20 protein-coding genes and 1 pseudogene are annotated in these 16,717 nt (G+C 43.2%); 3 read left to right on the top strand and 18 right to left on the bottom strand.

The annotated features are described in order from the left end of the window. Nucleotides 1-558 precede the first annotated feature (558 nt). From MKX60_RS22280 to MKX60_RS22290, 3 genes are read right to left on the bottom strand one after another with little or no spacing between them, the layout of a single operon-like run. Nucleotides 559-792 carry a hypothetical protein gene (locus tag MKX60_RS22280; RefSeq protein ID WP_076298764.1) on the bottom strand — a complete coding sequence of 78 codons (234 nt, stop codon included), beginning with the start codon at nucleotides 790-792 and terminating at the stop codon, nucleotides 559-561. Between the two features lie 24 nt (nucleotides 793-816). After that, nucleotides 817-1,251 carry a hypothetical protein gene (locus MKX60_RS22285; protein ID WP_076298765.1) on the bottom strand — a complete coding sequence of 145 codons (435 nt, stop codon included), beginning with the start codon at nucleotides 1,249-1,251 and terminating at the stop codon, nucleotides 817-819. A gap of 40 nt (nucleotides 1,252-1,291) precedes the next feature. After that, on the bottom strand, nucleotides 1,292-1,474 hold the full coding sequence (locus tag MKX60_RS22290) for a hypothetical protein (RefSeq protein ID WP_076298766.1): 183 nt from the start codon (nucleotides 1,472-1,474) through the stop codon (nucleotides 1,292-1,294). A gap of 569 nt (nucleotides 1,475-2,043) precedes the next feature. Here MKX60_RS22290 and MKX60_RS22295 point away from each other — a divergent pair. Continuing rightward, on the top strand, nucleotides 2,044-2,211 hold the full coding sequence (locus tag MKX60_RS22295) for a DUF4083 family protein (protein ID WP_234541773.1): 168 nt from the start codon (nucleotides 2,044-2,046) through the stop codon (nucleotides 2,209-2,211). A 136-nt stretch (nucleotides 2,212-2,347) separates the two neighbouring features. Here MKX60_RS22295 and MKX60_RS22300 read toward each other — a convergent pair whose 3' ends face one another. The 6 genes from MKX60_RS22300 to MKX60_RS22325 all read right to left on the bottom strand — a co-directional run bounded on the left by MKX60_RS22300 (nucleotide 2,348) and on the right by MKX60_RS22325 (nucleotide 5,175). Further along, the gene (locus tag MKX60_RS22300) at nucleotides 2,348-2,701 is read right to left on the bottom strand and encodes a DNA methyltransferase (protein WP_256716242.1); all 354 of its coding nucleotides are present in this window, start codon (nucleotides 2,699-2,701) and stop codon (nucleotides 2,348-2,350) included. Nucleotides 2,702-2,768: 67 nt separating this feature from the next. Continuing rightward, nucleotides 2,769-3,017 (bottom strand): hypothetical protein, encoded by a 249-nt coding sequence (locus MKX60_RS22305; protein WP_256716243.1) that lies wholly within the window; start codon nucleotides 3,015-3,017, stop codon nucleotides 2,769-2,771. Nucleotides 3,018-3,397: 380 nt separating this feature from the next. After that, nucleotides 3,398-3,829 (bottom strand): hypothetical protein, encoded by a 432-nt coding sequence (locus MKX60_RS22310; protein ID WP_076298768.1) that lies wholly within the window; start codon nucleotides 3,827-3,829, stop codon nucleotides 3,398-3,400. Beyond that, complete coding sequence (locus tag MKX60_RS22315) at nucleotides 3,826-4,278, bottom strand: ASCH domain-containing protein (RefSeq protein ID WP_076298769.1); 453 nt, start codon at nucleotides 4,276-4,278, stop codon at nucleotides 3,826-3,828. The genes MKX60_RS22310 and MKX60_RS22315 overlap by 4 nt, the downstream gene beginning before the upstream one ends. A gap of 418 nt (nucleotides 4,279-4,696) precedes the next feature. Then, nucleotides 4,697-5,008 carry a hypothetical protein gene (locus MKX60_RS22320; RefSeq protein ID WP_341061005.1) on the bottom strand — a complete coding sequence of 104 codons (312 nt, stop codon included), beginning with the start codon at nucleotides 5,006-5,008 and terminating at the stop codon, nucleotides 4,697-4,699. A 32-nt stretch (nucleotides 5,009-5,040) separates the two neighbouring features. Continuing rightward, nucleotides 5,041-5,175, bottom strand: a complete 135-nt coding sequence (locus MKX60_RS22325) for a hypothetical protein (protein WP_341061007.1) — start codon at nucleotides 5,173-5,175, stop codon at nucleotides 5,041-5,043. Between the two features lie 379 nt (nucleotides 5,176-5,554). Between MKX60_RS22325 and MKX60_RS22330 the strand changes: the two genes are divergently transcribed. Then, complete coding sequence (locus MKX60_RS22330; RefSeq protein ID WP_076298864.1) at nucleotides 5,555-5,800, top strand: DUF2642 domain-containing protein; 246 nt, start codon at nucleotides 5,555-5,557, stop codon at nucleotides 5,798-5,800. Between the two features lie 528 nt (nucleotides 5,801-6,328). Next, nucleotides 6,329-6,583: pseudogene (locus MKX60_RS22335) on the top strand (tyrosine-type recombinase/integrase); the annotation flags it as partial. Between the two features lie 115 nt (nucleotides 6,584-6,698). Here MKX60_RS22335 and glnA read toward each other — a convergent pair. From glnA to hfq, 9 genes are all read right to left on the bottom strand, one after another. After that, entirely contained in the window at nucleotides 6,699-8,027 is a 1,329-nt protein-coding gene (gene glnA, locus MKX60_RS22340; RefSeq protein WP_042128352.1) for a type I glutamate--ammonia ligase, read from the bottom strand. 33 nt (nucleotides 8,028-8,060) lie between these two features. Further along, entirely contained in the window at nucleotides 8,061-8,471 is a 411-nt protein-coding gene (locus MKX60_RS22345; protein WP_042128355.1) for a MerR family transcriptional regulator, read from the bottom strand. Between the two features lie 83 nt (nucleotides 8,472-8,554). Further along, a complete protein-coding gene (locus tag MKX60_RS22350) occupies nucleotides 8,555-9,808 on the bottom strand; it encodes a methionine gamma-lyase family protein (protein ID WP_341061009.1) in 1,254 nt (417 codons plus the stop codon). A gap of 133 nt (nucleotides 9,809-9,941) precedes the next feature. Further along, on the bottom strand, nucleotides 9,942-11,231 hold the full coding sequence (gene hflX / locus MKX60_RS22355) for a GTPase HflX (protein WP_042188885.1): 1,290 nt from the start codon (nucleotides 11,229-11,231) through the stop codon (nucleotides 9,942-9,944). A 40-nt stretch (nucleotides 11,232-11,271) separates the two neighbouring features. After that, nucleotides 11,272-12,237, bottom strand: coding sequence for an AAA family ATPase (locus MKX60_RS22360; protein WP_042188887.1), 966 nt, complete (start codon nucleotides 12,235-12,237; stop codon nucleotides 11,272-11,274). A gap of 93 nt (nucleotides 12,238-12,330) precedes the next feature. Further along, complete coding sequence (locus tag MKX60_RS22365) at nucleotides 12,331-12,987, bottom strand: YdcF family protein (protein WP_076298771.1); 657 nt, start codon at nucleotides 12,985-12,987, stop codon at nucleotides 12,331-12,333. Nucleotides 12,988-12,991: 4 nt separating this feature from the next. Then, nucleotides 12,992-13,546 (bottom strand): DUF402 domain-containing protein, encoded by a 555-nt coding sequence (locus tag MKX60_RS22370; protein ID WP_042128364.1) that lies wholly within the window; start codon nucleotides 13,544-13,546, stop codon nucleotides 12,992-12,994. Nucleotides 13,547-13,756: 210 nt separating this feature from the next. Next, nucleotides 13,757-16,327 (bottom strand): transglycosylase domain-containing protein, encoded by a 2,571-nt coding sequence (locus tag MKX60_RS22375; protein WP_341061011.1) that lies wholly within the window; start codon nucleotides 16,325-16,327, stop codon nucleotides 13,757-13,759. Nucleotides 16,328-16,466: 139 nt separating this feature from the next. Further along, a complete protein-coding gene (hfq, locus tag MKX60_RS22380) occupies nucleotides 16,467-16,706 on the bottom strand; it encodes an RNA chaperone Hfq (RefSeq protein ID WP_042128368.1) in 240 nt (79 codons plus the stop codon). Nucleotides 16,707-16,717 lie beyond the last annotated feature (11 nt).

Here is a 16,717-nt window from a genome sequence, read left to right on the forward strand (position 1 = left end):
CCGTCCGACAATGCTTTTTGAGTGTCCTTGTATCTCATTCTACGGATCTCTTTATCACAAATGGACGCTCAGCAGCCTTACCAATAGGTTTGGGATATTTCGAATCTAGGTTTGCTCTCTCTTCCTCCGTGAGTTGTGATCTCTTAATCTTTCCTTGCCCACCGCCTGTAGATTCAATCTCCTTGCTTTTGATTCCTGAGTACCAATCGCTTATTATGATTTCCTCGCTTTCGGATTATCAAAGTCTCTTGTTCCTCTCTCAACCCGTGCTATATTAAATAAGAGGTGAATTTTATGAACGGTAAGAAAGTTATCATTATTCTTTTGTCCATCTCTTTACTGGGTGTGATTGCTTACTTCGGAATCGCTTATGGATTACTTTGGTATATCTTTAATGGTTAAGATCTATGATTACCCGGGCCCCATTTTACTGGAATTATTCGATCTGATTCGATGGCCTTCGGCCTAATAGTCAAGTTCCATCTCTTCGATCTGCTCTTTGTACCTGTCCCAAGTGTCTTCTTCGAAGCATTTTTTATAACTACTCAAGCTATGTCCTTACCCTTCTATGATGTCATTCAAGTCAATGCAAATTGTTCTCTCAAACATCGTGACTTTCATGCCGCCCTCTTCAAACGGATAGGTACCTACGGCTTCTGCGAAGTCCTCCAAGTCTGAAAAATCAATATGAACGTAGGCATATACCGTTTTGTTCTTATGAAATTCCTGAGTATATAGGCCAGTTTCGTTTTCATTGAGCACATGGTACAAATCTGCATTTACTTCTTTCATACTTTTCTCCCCCTTATACCTCTATTAGTCCAAGAATTCTTTAATCAAATTTCCTTTACGATCAAAGTATTTAGTACGCCACCAGGGATGGCAGTTCTCAGCGTAGTATTTCCCCTCGAAGCAAACGTCAATATTTCCCGAGTGATTGCCACCCACCATCACGCCACATTGCCCGTCAACCTCGATCTTCATTCCTTGATATGTGAAGTCAATTGCACGGCGCTCGCAAATCTCCCGGAAGGTCGCTGGATTGGTGAACAAGTCACTGACCTTGATACCGCCGATCTTCCGGCAGCGCAATTTCTTGACTACTGTACCGAATTTCTCTTCCCACAATCCATCCTGAAGGTATTCCCAAAATGAATACTTAGTCTTCCCAGCAGTTTCACCTTGTACTGTTCGTCTGCACCAAGGATCATCCCATTCGTTCCACTGGACCCATACTTCATAAGTATTCATCGTGTATCGTCTCCTTTGATTGGGGTCTCAGCCCCCTAAATTAATCCAGCGCTGATACTGTAGGCTCTATACTTGCAATCAGATTCATGTTCATGAACACTTGTATTCGAATTCCCTTCATATCCCGATAAAATGCCCATGCCTCAGAATCGTTTTGCGTTGCCATTTCTACCTTTCCATGCAGCGTGTTAATCAAAACGTATACAATGTCATGCTTATCCATGTGTCTCAGCCCCCTTATAAGTTCAGTACAGCCAATTCCATCATTTATATCCTCCTTGTGGGAGAGGAGGGCTATTAACCCATCTCTGTCCCAGTATTTTCGTACTGTGCAGCATGTGGACATCAACCTAAGTTGGCATGATATAATACATTTGTAAATAATTATCATTTATTTGAAAGGGGATAAACATGAATAACATAAAGAAGGAAAATCAAAATATTAATAAATGGCTTTCTATTATTTGTCTTATATTAATACCTCTCTCTGTTGGCATCGGAATTATATTCGATATTTATCGAGATCCAATACAAATTCTGCTTATGGCGTTAGGTTTTATAAGTTTATCTTGGATAAATTGGTCAAAGTATAAAGAGAAATCTAAGTTGTAAATACTTTTGCTTCACAGTATGCGTCTACTGCGTCATAAACTTTGGGTGAGGAGTGCTGTAACCTCCTCTATCCCTTAATGTCATGTATCTTCGTACTGCGCAGTAAATAACTTCAAATAAGTTCTTTTTTTTAGTTTTAGTTTGTTATAATAAAACAATAACTATTAATGAGGTGTTATCTTGCAATATATTTTTTTAATACCATTGGCATTTATTTGGGCGATTCCCTTGGTTTTACTGTTAAAAAGAGATTATCTTACTAAAAACAAGGTTTCAGATAAAAATGCTAGCATAGAGAAAAAATTAGACAGAATAATAGAATTGCTTGAAAAAGATAAGGGTGCATAATCACTTTTATCTTTTTTTATGTCGCAGTATGCGTCTACTGTACCTTTGGGAGAGGAGGGATACTCCTACTCCCTTAATGATCTGGTGCGGCCCCCTTGTTGCTGGGTTTATGCTATCGGACGATCGCCTTCGCCCCTTAGAACAACGTTAATTGCATATTCTTCAACCGTTCCATTCCGTCTGCAGCATGTCGTTCATTACGCCCTATAGCGATATATTTTCTTCCAGTCCTTGATGCAGCCACAGCCGTTGTACAACTTCCAGCACAATTGTCTAGGACGGTTTCCCCAGGGTTGGTGTAGGTGCGTATGAGGTATTCGCACAACTCCACTGGTTTTTGATTTGGATGGATTAGTTCAGGATCATCGTTGTTAACTACCGGATAGTACAAGACACTGCGCGGCAATCTCTCAGTCTTCCCAGCCTCGTTTGACCACGGAATTTCATCACCATAAACAGATGATTTATGGTTGTTAGTCGCTGCATTCATTGGTTTATGTCCCTAACTCATTTGAGCATTATAGATCGGCAGCCTTTTATAAAAGACTAGTATGTTTTCATGAGCTTGCAGCGGCATGACCTTTGTTTAAGTGTCCTGTTGCCTTGTTCTTTTCCCATATCCATTCATATTTAAATAATTTCATATTGCTGGCTGCGAGTGCCTTATCAAATGGGGCTTTAGCAAATAAGACGATTGCCCCGTTATCCTTAATGATCCGTTCATATGCCTTCCATAGCTGATCAAACGGCAGGATAGAATCCCAAGGGCTCTGCGTTGTGCCGTATGGTAGATCGCATAGGATCATGTCCACACTTCCTATAATTTGTTAATAGTGATAATGTACTTATAACTAATTAATAATAAGGAGATAGATAAATTGCATAAAAAGAAATATTTCACCCTTTCACCACCGTTCCTCATTCTAGGGATCATCTTGGCTTTCACTCTTCCATACGATAAAAGGTCTTATGCATTATTAGCAACCATGATGGCATTTTGGATTACTTACTATGTTTGGATTTATATAGAGAAGCTGATACAGAAGAAAAACGAATAGCATTTGTTACGCCTTATGTGTCTACTTAACAATACTAAGCGTGATAAATGCCGCCTCTGCCCTCTCTCGGGGGCAAATGTTTGTCTTATCCTTTACCTGTGTCAAGACTTGTTGCTCCCTTCCTTATTTCACTTCAGAGCATCTGAAGCCATGTGATAAAAAGGATTTGGCGCCGCGGATTTAATCTTTTCAAGCGCTTCCTGTAGATCATTTCGCTCAGAAATCAAATCAGAAACATTCATTTCCTCTGCGTTCGCCCACTCGGTCAGGATTTTCATTTGCCCTTGATATTCATCCAACTCCGCCTGTTGCCGGGCTATGGTCTGCTGTGCCTCTGCTAAATCCCTCTGAACATCTGTGTCAGCCATCATCAACCCGTTTACAGCTTCTTTCCAACGCGCGTTCTGTTGTTGTGACTCTTCTAGTGAGTGAATTAAATACGCAATTTCTGCCTTTTCAATCATGAACCACCATGGAGAACCTGCTTTAAAATTTCTCTTTATCTCTTCTATCCGTTCTGGTGTCATGCTGGATAAGGGAATTTTTCCCGATTCACTCATAACTGCACTCCTTCCCAGTTCCAAATCTGTTGTTGCCCTTTGGCTGGAATCGGAGCCAGCAGTTGCTTAATGTCTGCCAATTCCCAAGCATAGCGTCCTTGATCAAACCATCCGAAGGAATACTCTTTATCAAGAGTATTGAAGTGAGTTTTTCGAGTGTCTGATTCTAAGGCAATCACTCCGCCCAGCACATCTCGCCGGATTCTGAAGCAATCTTTCAACTCTGAAATAGCTACCACAGCCCCAGTCGGTAAGTTGTCCACTGTATAACCGTTCCGAGCCAACGCTGCTTTAATCTCTGGCACTTCGCAGGCCTCTTTATCAATCTTCTTCACTGCATGGATAGCGAGTGGTCCTCTGTGCTTTGTGGGCCAGCTGCGCGTTTCAAACTTCTTCTCATTGAGAGCTATCAGTGTTGCCCACGGCTGAATGATGGTTATGGACTTCATGGCTTTGCCTCATTTCTTCATCGTATTTTCAAATAAATTGAAGCAATGTTAATAATGATTTATTTTCCAACCAATAGTAAAAAGAGAATAAATAATACACAAGGAGAATTTGAAATGGAATATATACTCATTGGTATTGGAATATATGCACTACGTATACTTGTTCCAATTTTTGTTGCTAGAGTTATGTGGAAAAAGAAATCCGAAATATGGAAGATTGTTATTGCTGTCATACTGACAATTTTCATACCTTGGTTGGGTTTATTTTATCTCGCCATCGATCGTTTGAGGTCACCAAGCATCCCCCGATTATAGTCTCCGCATTTGTCCAACCCCTGGCGCTGAGCAACTTGTTTGCATAATTGTTCTTTCAATACATACTGGTTATTTGTCCTCTCCTTTATATGGGAGAGGGTGGTTAACCCTCTACCTTCTTTAGATATTCAGTGGCAAACCCGCCATTAAAACCTTCCAGCAGCACTACCTCTGATCCGCACAAGTCCCACGGTTCCGACTTCACCGTCCAAACCTTATCCTTGTATTTTTCCTTCCGAGCTTCGTAGCATGAATGCATGATTACTTTGTCTTCCGTTATCAGTCCTGATTTCTCAAGCCACTCAATCATTTCACCAGCCCGGATCTGTGCTCCGAGTGTTATAATCTCGCCTGCATTGAAGCAGTTGCTTTTCAGCTCCTTGTATATCCCGTTCAAAATCAGCGATAATTTCAAGGTTGTAGTCGATACAGAACAGAATCTGCTGCTTATTCATCCGTCAGCAACTCACTATTCGTTACGCCACACTCCGGGCAAGCTGGTTCCTCCAGTTCATCGCCCGAGATCTGCTCAATCGCGTATTTCCTGCCGCACTCACAACGGTATTTATCCCATGTTTCCATGTCTTTTCCCTCCCTGGGACTAACGAAACTTATTTTGATAAGCCACGTACAATTGTTAAATAATTGAAATCGGAGTGTTACATAGGGATAAAAATAAAAATTTTTACGGCTTGGGTCTAGGAATATGCTTTGCTGTTGCTTTTGGATTTGCATTCCACAACATTGCATTAGGTATTGGTTTAGGAATTGTTTTTGGTGTTGCCTTGCCTCAGACAGGTAAACCCAAAACTCCTAAAGATAAATGAGGTTCCGCTACTGGGGCTATCCCCGATTAATGGCTTAGCCTTACTTTGAAAATGGGTTACTGCCCAGTACATTGGCTAGGCATCAGCATAGGATGACGTATAACCAATTGGGAGGTAATATGTTGAACTATCCAATGAACCAAATGAATTCAATGCATCAAATGCACCAAATGCCACAACCCATCGTGGTATACCCTGTTGATCCATATGTTGTAGAAACCTTAAAATCTGTTATTGGAAAACAAGTAGTGTTAGAAACTACTCGTGGTGGAGTCAGCGGATGTGTAGTTGATGTCAAACCAGACCATGTTGTGTTAGATACTAGAGGTAGAAAGTTCTTTGTCCGGATATGTGAGATTGTTTGGATCATGCCTGAGTAATTTTCTATTCCAGAGGGGCTGTGAAAACAGCTCTTTTTTCATATCTATTTGCCTCTTGTAGCTAACTGTTCAGCATTCCTGATAACCAATAATGCAATAATCTCGTTGTTATACAAATCTTATAATCTTCAAATCGATCATTTGGATGATAAGACCCCTGTGCAGCATAGCCATTAAGAGCACCAGTAAACATTGCAGTGAAGTTCTTTAGATCGTTGGTCTCAAACAACTCAAGCAATCTAATCTCGCGGAAATTCCCCTCTATCTGCCGTACTCTTTCCTGGTTTGTGTTCAGCGAATATCTTTTGCTTCAAAGGAGATATTTCCTTCTTCACCTTCTTACGGGTGGTATTGCGTTTCGCACATGAAGATAAGCAATAGGTTGTTCTGTAGCTTCCACATGAACTTTAAGTTCCGCACACGATATTTCGGAAGAATTGTCCAGCCTTTCGGACGTTCCGGACGCCATCCGGGTCCACCTGTGATATAAAGTGGCTTAACACATGCCGCGGCTTCATCACGGGTTAGCCGAAATCCTCTCTATTCAATTCTTTTTTGCGAATTTTGAAACGTATTGGTCTCCCAGCGCTGCCGATCCATTCTCTTCGACACACTCATGCTGTCCTTTTACTTGAGACTGGTAACGATATGAAGTACGTACAAGAACGTTTAGGTCACGGTAGTATGAGAATCACAGCGGACATATACACACATATTTCAAAGAAAATAAATGAAAGCAGTGTGGAGAAATTTGAAGCTCATATGAGAAGTATCCTCGAATGAAACTACATTTTTAGGGGGCATTACGGGGGCGCTCATTAACCTTCCACAAAACCTCCAAACCTTACCCACACAGAAAAAAACCCTTAACGCTTAGAGCGCCAAGGGCTGATTTATTCTAGTAAAGAGTCATGTATTGCGCTCTTTCCCACTCGTGAACTTGTGTGCGGTAGATATCCCATTCGATTTCTTTTAGCTCGTAGAAGTGAGCCAAAGCATGTTCGCCGAGAGCTTCGGTGATAACATGACTGCGGATCATTTCGCTAAGTGCTTCTTTCAAATCGGATGGCAAGCTTGGAATGCCTTCTTCGATGCGCTCTTCTTCAGACATCACATAGATGTTACGGTCTATCGGAGCTGGAAGATCAAGCTTACGTTTAATTCCGTCAAGACCTGCTTTCAACATAACAGCAAGTGCGAGGTAAGGGTTAGCTGCCGGGTCCGGGTTACGAACCTCAACACGTGTGCTAAGACCTCTAGAAGCCGGAATACGAATCATTGGGCTACGGTTACTTGCAGACCAAGCTACGTAGCAAGGTGCTTCATAACCAGGAACAAGGCGTTTGTATGAGTTCACTGTTGGGTTAGTAATCGCTGCAAAAGCACGAGCGTGCTTCAAAATACCAGCCATGTAGTAACGTGCAGTTTTGCTCAGACCCAGCTTGTCGCTTTCGTCGTAGAACATGTTTTCTTTGCCTTTAAACAAGGATTGGTGAGCGTGCATACCAGATCCGTTGATACCGAACAATGGTTTAGGCATAAAAGTTGCATGCAGGCCGTGTTGACGGGCTACCGTTTTCACGACGAGCTTAAAGGTTTGAATTTGGTCAGCAGCAGTAATCGCGTCAGCATATTTAAAGTCAATTTCATGCTGGCCCGAAGCTACTTCATGGTGGGAAGCTTCGATTTCAAAGCCCATTTCTTCAAGGGTCAGTACGATTTCACGACGACAGTTTTCCCCTAAATCCGTTGGCGCTAAGTCAAAGTATCCACCTTGGTCGTTCAATTCCGTAGTAGGATTGCCTCTTTCGTCTGTCTTGAATAGGAAGAATTCAGGTTCTGGTCCAACGTTCATAGCTGTGAAACCCATTTCTTCTGCTTCCTTCAGACAACGTTTGAGGATACCACGCGGGTCTCCAGCAAAAGGTGTACCATCTGGCATGTAGACGTCACAAATCAGACGAGCTACACGACTATCAGTCACCCAAGGGAAGATTACCCATGTATCTAGGTCAGGGAAGAGATACATATCAGATTCTTCAATCCGTACATAACCTTCGATGGAAGAACCATCAAACATCATTTTATTATCAAGCGCTTTTTCCAATTGGCTAACTGGAATCTCTACATTCTTGATAGTACCTAATAGATCCGTAAATTGCAGACGAATAAAACGAACATTCTCTTCCTTGGCAATGCGTAAAATATCCTCTTTAGAAAAGCTCATGTGATCCTCTCCCTTTCGAACTTCTATATATTATTATTTATTAAAAAACCGGGATAACTCACCTTGAATCAGAGACACTTGTCCCGGTCTTTTACCGGAAACTAGTTCTTGCTTCAGCATTCGGTGAAGCTGGGAATCGGATAACTCTCTACGTCTTACCTCTGTATCAGGGGTAATAACAGTAGCTTCCTCAGATTCCTTAGAGACAGGATTCATTACTTGCTTAATGCCAGCAATATTAACACCCTTCTCGATCAGAGCTTTAATTTCTAATAGGCGCTCAACATCATTAAAAGAGAACAAACGCTGATTCCCCGACGTACGTGCTGGTACGATCAGACTGTGCTGCTCATAATAACGAATTTGTCTCGCGGACAAATCAGTCAGCTTCATTACAATTCCAATAGGAAATAATGCCATATTTCTGCGGATTTCATCACCCATGACTCATCCAACCTTCCAATGATCTTTTTCTGATCTCATTGTACATTTCCTAATACAGCGTGTCAATGGTATGTGAGATATTCTTACAGCAATTTTCTTTCACGCATACTTTGAAGTGCCATCAAAACGCCATATTTAACATGTGAATAGGTTAACCCGCCTTGCATATAGCCAATATAAGGAGCCCGTATAGGCGCATCTGCAGATAACTCCAAGCTTCCACCTTGTATAAACGTGCCTGCAGCCATAATAACAGGATGTTCATAACCTGGCATATCCCAAGGCTCTGGTACCACATGGCTGTCCACAGCCGCAGCGCGTTGTATTCCCTGAACAAAGGCAATTAAGTGTTCTGGTCCATCAAAGGAAACCGCCTGAATCAAATCTGTACGAGGCTCATTCCAGGCTGGCTTTGTCTCAAACCCGCAACGCTGAAATACGGATGCAGCAAAAATACTCCCTTTTAAAGCTTGTCCGACCGTGTGTGGAGCCATGAACAACCCTTGGTAAAGCCCACGTGTTGTTCCTAACATAGCCCCTACTTCACCACCTATGCCAGGAGCGGTTAATCGATAAGCTGCCAATTCTACAAGATCCTGTCGGCCACAAATATAACCGCCTGTCTCAGCAATACCCCCACCCGGATTCTTAATTAACGATCCTGCTACTAGATCCACACCAACCTGTGGAGGCTCAAGCTCTTCGGTAAACTCACCATAACAATTGTCTACGAAGACAATCACTTCCGGTTTCAACACCTTTACCCTCGAAGTCATTTCACCAATTTCAGCCACTGTGAAAGAAGCACGCCAATCATATCCGCGTGACCTTTGGATTCCAATCACTTTAGTATTTTCGTTAATAGCGAGAGCTACCTCATCCCAATCGATCTTGCCATCTGCAGTAAGAGCAACCTCTCGGTAAGTAATTCCGAAATCTGCGAGAGAACCTGTCCCATCCCCTGAGTGACCAATTACCTTATGTAAGGTATCGTACGGACGTCCTGTGATGTATAGCAGCTCATCTCCTGGACGCAGTACACCAAATAGGGCTGTTGATATGGTGTGTGTTCCTGAAGCGAAATGCGGGCGTACCAGTGCAGATTCCGCACCAAAAACGTCAGCATAGACAAGATCCAACACTTCACGGCCACGGTCATTATACGCATACCCCGTTGAACCGGCAAAGTGAAAATCACTGACTTGATGACGCTGGAACGCTTCTATAACCTTCCACTGATTCTTATCTACAATACGATCAAGGGCTTTGACAGCGCCTTCTATTTCAACTTCTGCGGCCTCTGCCGCGCTCAAAATATCCTCTGCAAAAACTACCATTCGTTCTTATTCGCTCCTTACATTTACTTGCCATCATAATGACAGAAAGCGGCAGTAAACTGACGCTTTCTAGATTAGCTATTATTTTATACCTATAAACGAAGCATTTCCACCTTAGGAATGACTGATAAGATTACTGCTGGTCCACAAAATCAGCAAGCATGTAACCCCATTTGTCATAATCCTCTTTATTAAGACGAACGTTATAGAGCACATCGTTCTCATCATATGTCGTTTCCAGAACCTCTCCCACCCTGTAGAGCAAGGAAGAAATGTCACCTCGGTCTCCGGGAATGCGGAAGTTGAGTGTGTCGCCAGCCAGTTCATCGGCGATCATTTCGGTAATCCGTGTTAAATCTTCAGGATTAAATGCACTGATCTTCAAGTACCCTGTACCTGTAGGCAACATTTCCAGTTGCTCAGGCTGACATAGATCAATTTTATTAAAAAGTACGATTTGTGGTGTCCCAGATGCACCAAGATCCTGCAAGATGGATTGGACAATCTCCATCTGCTCCTCACGCATTGGTGAAGAGGCATCCACCACATGTAGCACCAAATTGGCCTCATTCACTTCCTCCAGCGTTGCACGGAAAGATGCGACAAGATCATGCGGAAGATTCTGAATGAAGCCTACAGTATCCGTAAGCACGACCTCTTTACCACCTGCTAGCTCAAGCACACGTGAAGTAGGGTCCAGTGTGGCAAACAACTGGTTTTCAATATAGACATCCGCATCGGTTAGTTGCTTAAGCAGCGTTGATTTCCCTGCATTCGTATACCCAACAAGTGCGACTTGCACCGCTCCCGCCTTGCGGCGACGCTCCCGATGTAGCTCACGAGTCTTAACAACCTCATCCAGCTGGCGTTTCAGCTCCGTAATCCGATCACGAATATGTCGGCGATCGGTTTCCAGCTTACTTTCACCCGGACCTCTGGTACCAATTCCTCCACCTAGTCTGGATAAGTTCTTCCCTTGGCCGGAAAGCCGGGGTAACAGATAGGACAATTGTGCCAGCTCTACCTGAATAATTCCTTCTCGCGTCTTCGCACGCCCCGCAAAAATATCCAGAATAAGCTGCGTCCGGTCAATAATTTTAAGATCCAGAGCCTCCTCAAGGTTCCGTACTTGGGCTCCGGACAATTCTTGATCAAAGATAGCTGTATTAGCCCCGAGAGCATCAGCAGCCATCCGTAGCTCTTCTACTTTACCCTTACCAATAAACCATCTAGAATCAGGCGTTTCCTTGTTTTGACGCAGCACATCCAGAACTTCAACACCAGCGGTTTCGGCTAATTGCACTAATTCCTGTAGTGAAAGCTCTGGATCAATTCCGGTTCTTTTAATTTTATCTGTGACGAGACTTACCAATATCGCTCGATCTTGTACATCTGTTTCCGTATCATGCGTTGTTATTGCCATGTATGTCATGCTCCTTATGACGGTGATAGTATCCTGTAATTCATAATTTGAAATCCTCAGTTCGAAGCGTCATTAATTCCTGCTTGCCTGGGCTGGTACTTTCATACTGGTTTAACAGTCTTACAGCCTGACCCCGAACAGCTTTCTCAATGGCGTTGCGAACATACCGCGCATTACTGAAAGCATGAAGACTCTCCGTCTTCTCTACTAACAAATGCTGCTTTAACTTGAGTATCGCCTGTGGCATTAAAATATAGTCGCGATCTTTTGCCATGAGTTCAGCAATTTGCAGCAGTTGATCGATCGTATAATCAGGAAATTCCACCTGTATCGGAAACCGTGAAGGCAATCCGGGATTGCTCATCAAAAAATACTCCATCTCTCCAGAGTACCCCGCTAAGATAAGTATAAATTGACTGCGATGATCCTCCATGGCCTTGACGAGCGTATCAATCGCTTCTTTTCCAAAATCCTTTTCTCCACCGCGAGCAAGGCTATAAGCCTCATCGATAAACAAAATACCGCCCAAAGCCTTTTTTACCAGATCGCGAGTCTTCTGTGCAGTATGACCGATGTATTCTCCTACAAGGTCGGCTCTCTCCACCTCAATGAGATGTCCTTTGGTCAGTACACCCATACGCTGGAACAGCTTAGCCACGATTCTAGCCACGGTTGTCTTGCCAGTTCCGGGATTCCCTTTAAAAACCATGTGATAAGCTTGCCCACCGCTTGCAAGTCCTGCCTCAGTTCGCATTTGAGCAATCTGTAACAAGGCGTAGATTTCAAAGACTAGCTCTTTGATATTGTCCAGACCTACTAAACCTTCCAATTCTTGCGTTAACTCTTGGAATAGGCTAGTGTGGCCGTGATTTTTTGGAGGTACCGGCCGACTCTCTCCAGAAGGGTTAGTTATAGCCGGAGGCTCTTGACTCCGCAATACAATATTGATTTGTCGAGACGGTCTTTCTTCCTCCCGTCCACTGGCCGCTGCTACGCGTCCGCTCATCGGTATCACCTCATTATCCAGGGCTGACTTCTCTAATCAAGTCTATTCCAGTAAATGAAGTGTTATTAGAAGATTCGGGATTTTTTGGACAAATCACAGGAATAGCTGCTGAAGCTTCCATTTCGTATAGGCTAGAATCTCACGTGTTTTATGTCTTGTCATCGATAGAACGGTGGATTCTGTAAGTCCCAGCTCAGGATTCACATATGCAAGCTCGTCAGCAATTTCATGAGCCCGCCACCCATGATAAGTATGCGTAATGATTATTGCTGAAGACAAACCTTCACGTGCCATAATCTCTTTACTAAACAAAAGATTCTCGTAAGTGCTGGTAGCTTCATTCTCTACGTAAATGGCGCTATCTGGCACTCCTTTAGCAACCAAATAATTACGCATTCCTTGAGCTTCGGTGTATTGTAAATCAGGTTTATCTAAACCACCAGATACAATAAGATGTGGGAACATTCCTTCTTGATAAAGCTTCAGTCCGTAATCCAGCCGTTCCTTAAGTCCTGGGCTAGGCTCATCCCCCCACATCGACATACCAAGAATGATCCCAACATCCGCCTTTTGCATAGGATCTGTCGTGGCAGCTTTATTAATATTGTTTAACGCATAAGCACACCACAACAATCCAGCAATCACAATAATCGATAAAGCGATAAGCAACGTTCGTTTCGTCCAGAATCTGCGTTTTTTGGAAACAATCCGAATCGGGGAAGACCCTCTTCCGTAGACGTACCATTCCATTTCTTTATTTCCTCCTGAATTCTCCATGATGAAATAATTCGGCACGATGCTTCAAAGATAGTGAGAAATAAGGGAAAGCATGAGCATCGATGCCGCGTAAAATAGTATTGGCTGTCTCCCAGGCGAGTTTATAATCACTCTCGGAAATATCTTCCCTCTCCAGCGCTTCCTCTAATTCATCCTCATCAAGCAAGAAAACCTCGCCGTTCCAAAGCACAACCACATCCAGATACAAATCATCAAACCATGGAACGCCTTGGTCTGTGACGCCCTGCACCTTGCAGGTGTCTATGTACCATTGAATGATATTTTGCCGTTCGTCAAACATAGCCGTCACAATATAGTGACTGTCTTTGGGGAAATATTGCAGCCAGGAATAACCTTTATCCGCAATACGATATGTATGCCGTCCATAGCTCTTCCACAGTGGTTCTTTCAGCCCGTAGATGGTATAAAGCGTAATATATCCGCTGAATTCCCGGCTCTCCACATAGCGGCAGGCAAAATGGCGACGCGTAATCCGGCGCCAGTTGGCCCGGTCTCCGAATTTACGTTTCATAGAAATTACCCTCTCCAGTATGGTTTCTTCAGCTTACCACATTTAGAGGATACACTCAAAACATCCCGCAAAATACAGCAAATTTTTATCACAGATTCGATTAGAAAAATATGGAGTTATAAAAGAAAGAAGCTGTCCCATAAGTAGCATTCACTACTTTTGAGACAGCCTCAGGAAAAGAAAAGCTAACTTCATAAATTCAAAGCATCACTATTGAACAGAAGAATCACCATTCACATTGCTAGCCTCTTGATCAGGGCTTTGTGTTGCATTACCACTGTCATTCCCCGAACTTCCGCCTCCAGAAGGTACATCTGGCGGAGCGGTAGGTATCGGTGTTGCTGACGGTGGAGGCGTAGTGAATTCAGGCAAGGTTCCTGTTCCACCATTATTCCCGCTTCCATCGTTGCCACCACCATTATTACCACCGTTGCCATTATCCCAGCCATTGTCTCCACCATTCTCAGGGGTTGGTGTCGGGAGATTAGGATCAATGGTTGGCTCAGGTGTTGGCATCTCATCCTGCACAGAGACAGTAACCACATTCGATGGTTCACTTTCTACTTGGGTTGCAGGATCGTAGGAAGTAACGTAATACTCGTAAACCAGACCAGGCATTGCACTAAAGTCTCCTGCACTAGTCGTGACCGTATTTAACAGTAAACCGAAATCAGCCTCGGATGTCTCTCTACGATAAATACGATATTCTACACCCGCAACAGGAACTGCCTGCCAGCCCAGATTTACTGTCATCGTAGATGGATCATAAGCTGCAGTAAGTCCACTAACATTCTTAGCTGGTTCAGGTGTTTCTGTAGGTGCAGGAGCGATTTCATTATCTAGCTGTGGGAAAGACTTCTTAGGAACATCCCTTAACGCTTCCTCCATCACTTTACCCCAGAATGCTGCGGCAAGCCCACTGCTATTCTTAAGCAGATGTTTCTTGCTTGGCTTGTCATAACCCATCCACACAGCAGCTGTCCATTCAGGTGTATATCCCACAAACCAAACATCACGGTTCGAGCTGATTCCAGAATATCCACTTTGAGTCGTACCGGTCTTACCAGCAACTGGACGATCAATCCTTGCTTTTCTACCCGTACCACTCTCTACAACCTTTTGCATCATCTCGGTCATTTGATAAGCCGTTTGCTTACTCATAACACGCTCAGGCGTTGTATTAGCCTTGAAGACGGTCTCTCCACTACTATCAGTGATCGATTTAATGGAATAAGATTCTCGAAGTTCACCGCCATTTGCAAAAGCACTGTAAGCTTGTGCCATTTCCAGTGTATTCGTTCCTTTGCTCATACCTCCGAGAGCCAGTGAGAGGTTCTTGTCCTCGTCTTCCAGTCCAATCCCCAATTTCTTGGCAAACTTAAATCCGGTATTCACTCCAATTTCATTAAGCAACCAGACCGAAGGAATATTCTCTGATTTCTGTATAGCATCACTCATACTAATACTCTTGGAATATCCGTGAAGGTTAGTTGGGCAATAGTTGGAAAAACACTGCTTCTCGTTGCTTAACGTAGAATACTTGTCGTACTTTCCAGTTTCCAGTGCTGGAGCATAAGCAACGATTGGTTTAAAGGCTGAACCAGGAGAACGTCGGCTGCCATTTACACGGCTGTAGCCTTTTTTCTCATAATTCCGTCCACCTAGAAGTGCGACAATGCCGCCATTCTCTTGATTCACGATGGTCATAGAACCTTGTACCAGTTCGTCGTCTACACTCTTCTCGAAGTTATCACTGTCTGCAAAAGCATCTTCTACGGTTTCTTGAGCGTGCTTATCCATCGTGGTGTATATCTTGTAACCACCAATATTCAGATCATCTTCGGATAGTCCAAACTTCTCTTCTGCTTCTTCCACTGCGAAGTCAATAAAAGCTTGATAACGCTGTTTCTTTTCAGGTGGCTTATAATTATAATCCACGGCTTGTGCTTCGTCTCTCTCTTGCTCCGTAATATAACCTTGTTCGTACATGAGCTGAAGTACTACTGCACGACGTTCCTTTGAAAGATCCGGGTTACGCAGAGGGTTGTAACGAGACGGTCCCTTAGGCATCGCAGCCAGTGTCGCAATTTCCCAAACTTTCAGATCATTCAGATCACTCTTACCAAAATATCTTTCAGATGCTGCTTTAATTCCGTAGATCGTACCACCAAAGTTTATTCGGTTCAGGTACATCGTAATGATCTCTTCTTTAGATTTCTGGTTCTCCAATGCTACAGCAATGGATACCTCAGTCGCTTTACGGAAAAATGTTTTATCCCGTGTCAAAAAGATGTTTTTGGCCAGCTGCTGAGTAATGGTACTACCACCTTCTACCATGCTGCGTGCAGCAATATCTTTTACCGCTGCCCGGCCGATTGACCATAAATCCACACCAGAATGCTCAAAGAAGCGTTTATCTTCTGTGGCCACAAAGGCATTGATCAATAACGGTGGAATCTTCTCATACTCTACAGGATCGCTTTTCTCAAGCGATAATTCGCCGATTAAATTAGCATTGCGGTCATATACTTTTGTAGTTTCATTTACGGTCAGTTTGTCTTGGTTCTCTAGGAGAAGTTTTTGCCCATTCAGCATAATGAACAGATAACCGCCAAGCGCACAGAAAATGGCCAACGCTGTAGCAAAGAACAAGCTCCACAGCACACGCTTTTTAGTCAAAAACTTCTTTTTCTTCTTACTTTTCGGTTTTGGTTTTGAATTGGAACTGGACGATCCTCTATTTCTATTGTTGTTCGTCCTTGATGTATCATCTCTAGACATGATGCCTCCTGACTCCCTTCCTTGAATAAATCATGTATGGACTTCTCTGAATGAAAAGAACAACCTTCTCAGGTTGCTCTCTCACACTCTATTCAAACGATTTATTAACAAGAAAGGTTTCACTTCAATTTTGTTAATGTTATTCTTCGTTACTATTGTCCTGCATAAGTGACACACTGCGCTGTGGTGTAAAAGTGGAAATCGCGTGCTTATACACCATTTGCTGGCGTCCATCACTGTCAATAACGATTGTAAAATTGTCGAATGCTTTAATAATTCCCCGGATTTGAAAGCCGTTGGTCAAATATACTGTAGCAGGGATATTTTCTTTGCGTAGTTGGTTCAAGAATGTATCTTGGATGTTAATGGACTTGTTCATATGACGTACCC

Origin of the sequence: Paenibacillus sp. FSL R5-0914, from assembly GCF_038004525.1 — a bacterium.
Classification (GTDB): domain Bacteria; phylum Bacillota; class Bacilli; order Paenibacillales; family Paenibacillaceae; genus Paenibacillus_AQ.

Bases quoted from the DNA above. Each gene is read 5' to 3' on its own strand.
- MKX60_RS22280 (WP_076298764.1), bottom strand. From the start codon at position 792: ATGAAAGAAGTAAATGCAGATTTGTACCATGTGCTCAATGAAAACGAA.
- MKX60_RS22285 (WP_076298765.1), bottom strand. From the start codon at position 1,251: ATGAATACTTATGAAGTATGGGTCCAGTGGAACGAATGGGATGATCCT.
- MKX60_RS22290 (WP_076298766.1), bottom strand. From the start codon at position 1,474: ATGGATAAGCATGACATTGTATACGTTTTGATTAACACGCTGCATGGA.
- MKX60_RS22300 (WP_256716242.1), bottom strand. From the start codon at position 2,701: ATGAATGCAGCGACTAACAACCATAAATCATCTGTTTATGGTGATGAA.
- MKX60_RS22305 (WP_256716243.1), bottom strand. From the start codon at position 3,017: ATGATCCTATGCGATCTACCATACGGCACAACGCAGAGCCCTTGGGAT.
- MKX60_RS22310 (WP_076298768.1), bottom strand. From the start codon at position 3,829: ATGAGTGAATCGGGAAAAATTCCCTTATCCAGCATGACACCAGAACGG.
- MKX60_RS22315 (WP_076298769.1), bottom strand. From the start codon at position 4,278: ATGAAGTCCATAACCATCATTCAGCCGTGGGCAACACTGATAGCTCTC.
- MKX60_RS22325 (WP_341061007.1), bottom strand. From the start codon at position 5,175: ATGGAAACATGGGATAAATACCGTTGTGAGTGCGGCAGGAAATACGCG.
- MKX60_RS22330 (WP_076298864.1), top strand. From the start codon at position 5,555: ATGAACCAAATGAATTCAATGCATCAAATGCACCAAATGCCACAACCC.
- glnA (WP_042128352.1), bottom strand. From the start codon at position 8,027: ATGAGCTTTTCTAAAGAGGATATTTTACGCATTGCCAAGGAAGAGAAT.
- MKX60_RS22345 (WP_042128355.1), bottom strand. From the start codon at position 8,471: ATGGGTGATGAAATCCGCAGAAATATGGCATTATTTCCTATTGGAATT.
- MKX60_RS22350 (WP_341061009.1), bottom strand. From the start codon at position 9,808: ATGGTAGTTTTTGCAGAGGATATTTTGAGCGCGGCAGAGGCCGCAGAA.
- hflX (WP_042188885.1), bottom strand. From the start codon at position 11,231: ATGGCAATAACAACGCATGATACGGAAACAGATGTACAAGATCGAGCG.
- MKX60_RS22360 (WP_042188887.1), bottom strand. From the start codon at position 12,237: ATGAGCGGACGCGTAGCAGCGGCCAGTGGACGGGAGGAAGAAAGACCG.
- MKX60_RS22365 (WP_076298771.1), bottom strand. From the start codon at position 12,987: ATGGAATGGTACGTCTACGGAAGAGGGTCTTCCCCGATTCGGATTGTT.
- MKX60_RS22370 (WP_042128364.1), bottom strand. From the start codon at position 13,546: ATGAAACGTAAATTCGGAGACCGGGCCAACTGGCGCCGGATTACGCGT.
- MKX60_RS22375 (WP_341061011.1), bottom strand. From the start codon at position 16,327: ATGTCTAGAGATGATACATCAAGGACGAACAACAATAGAAATAGAGGA.
- hfq (WP_042128368.1), bottom strand. From the start codon at position 16,706: ATGAACAAGTCCATTAACATCCAAGATACATTCTTGAACCAACTACGC.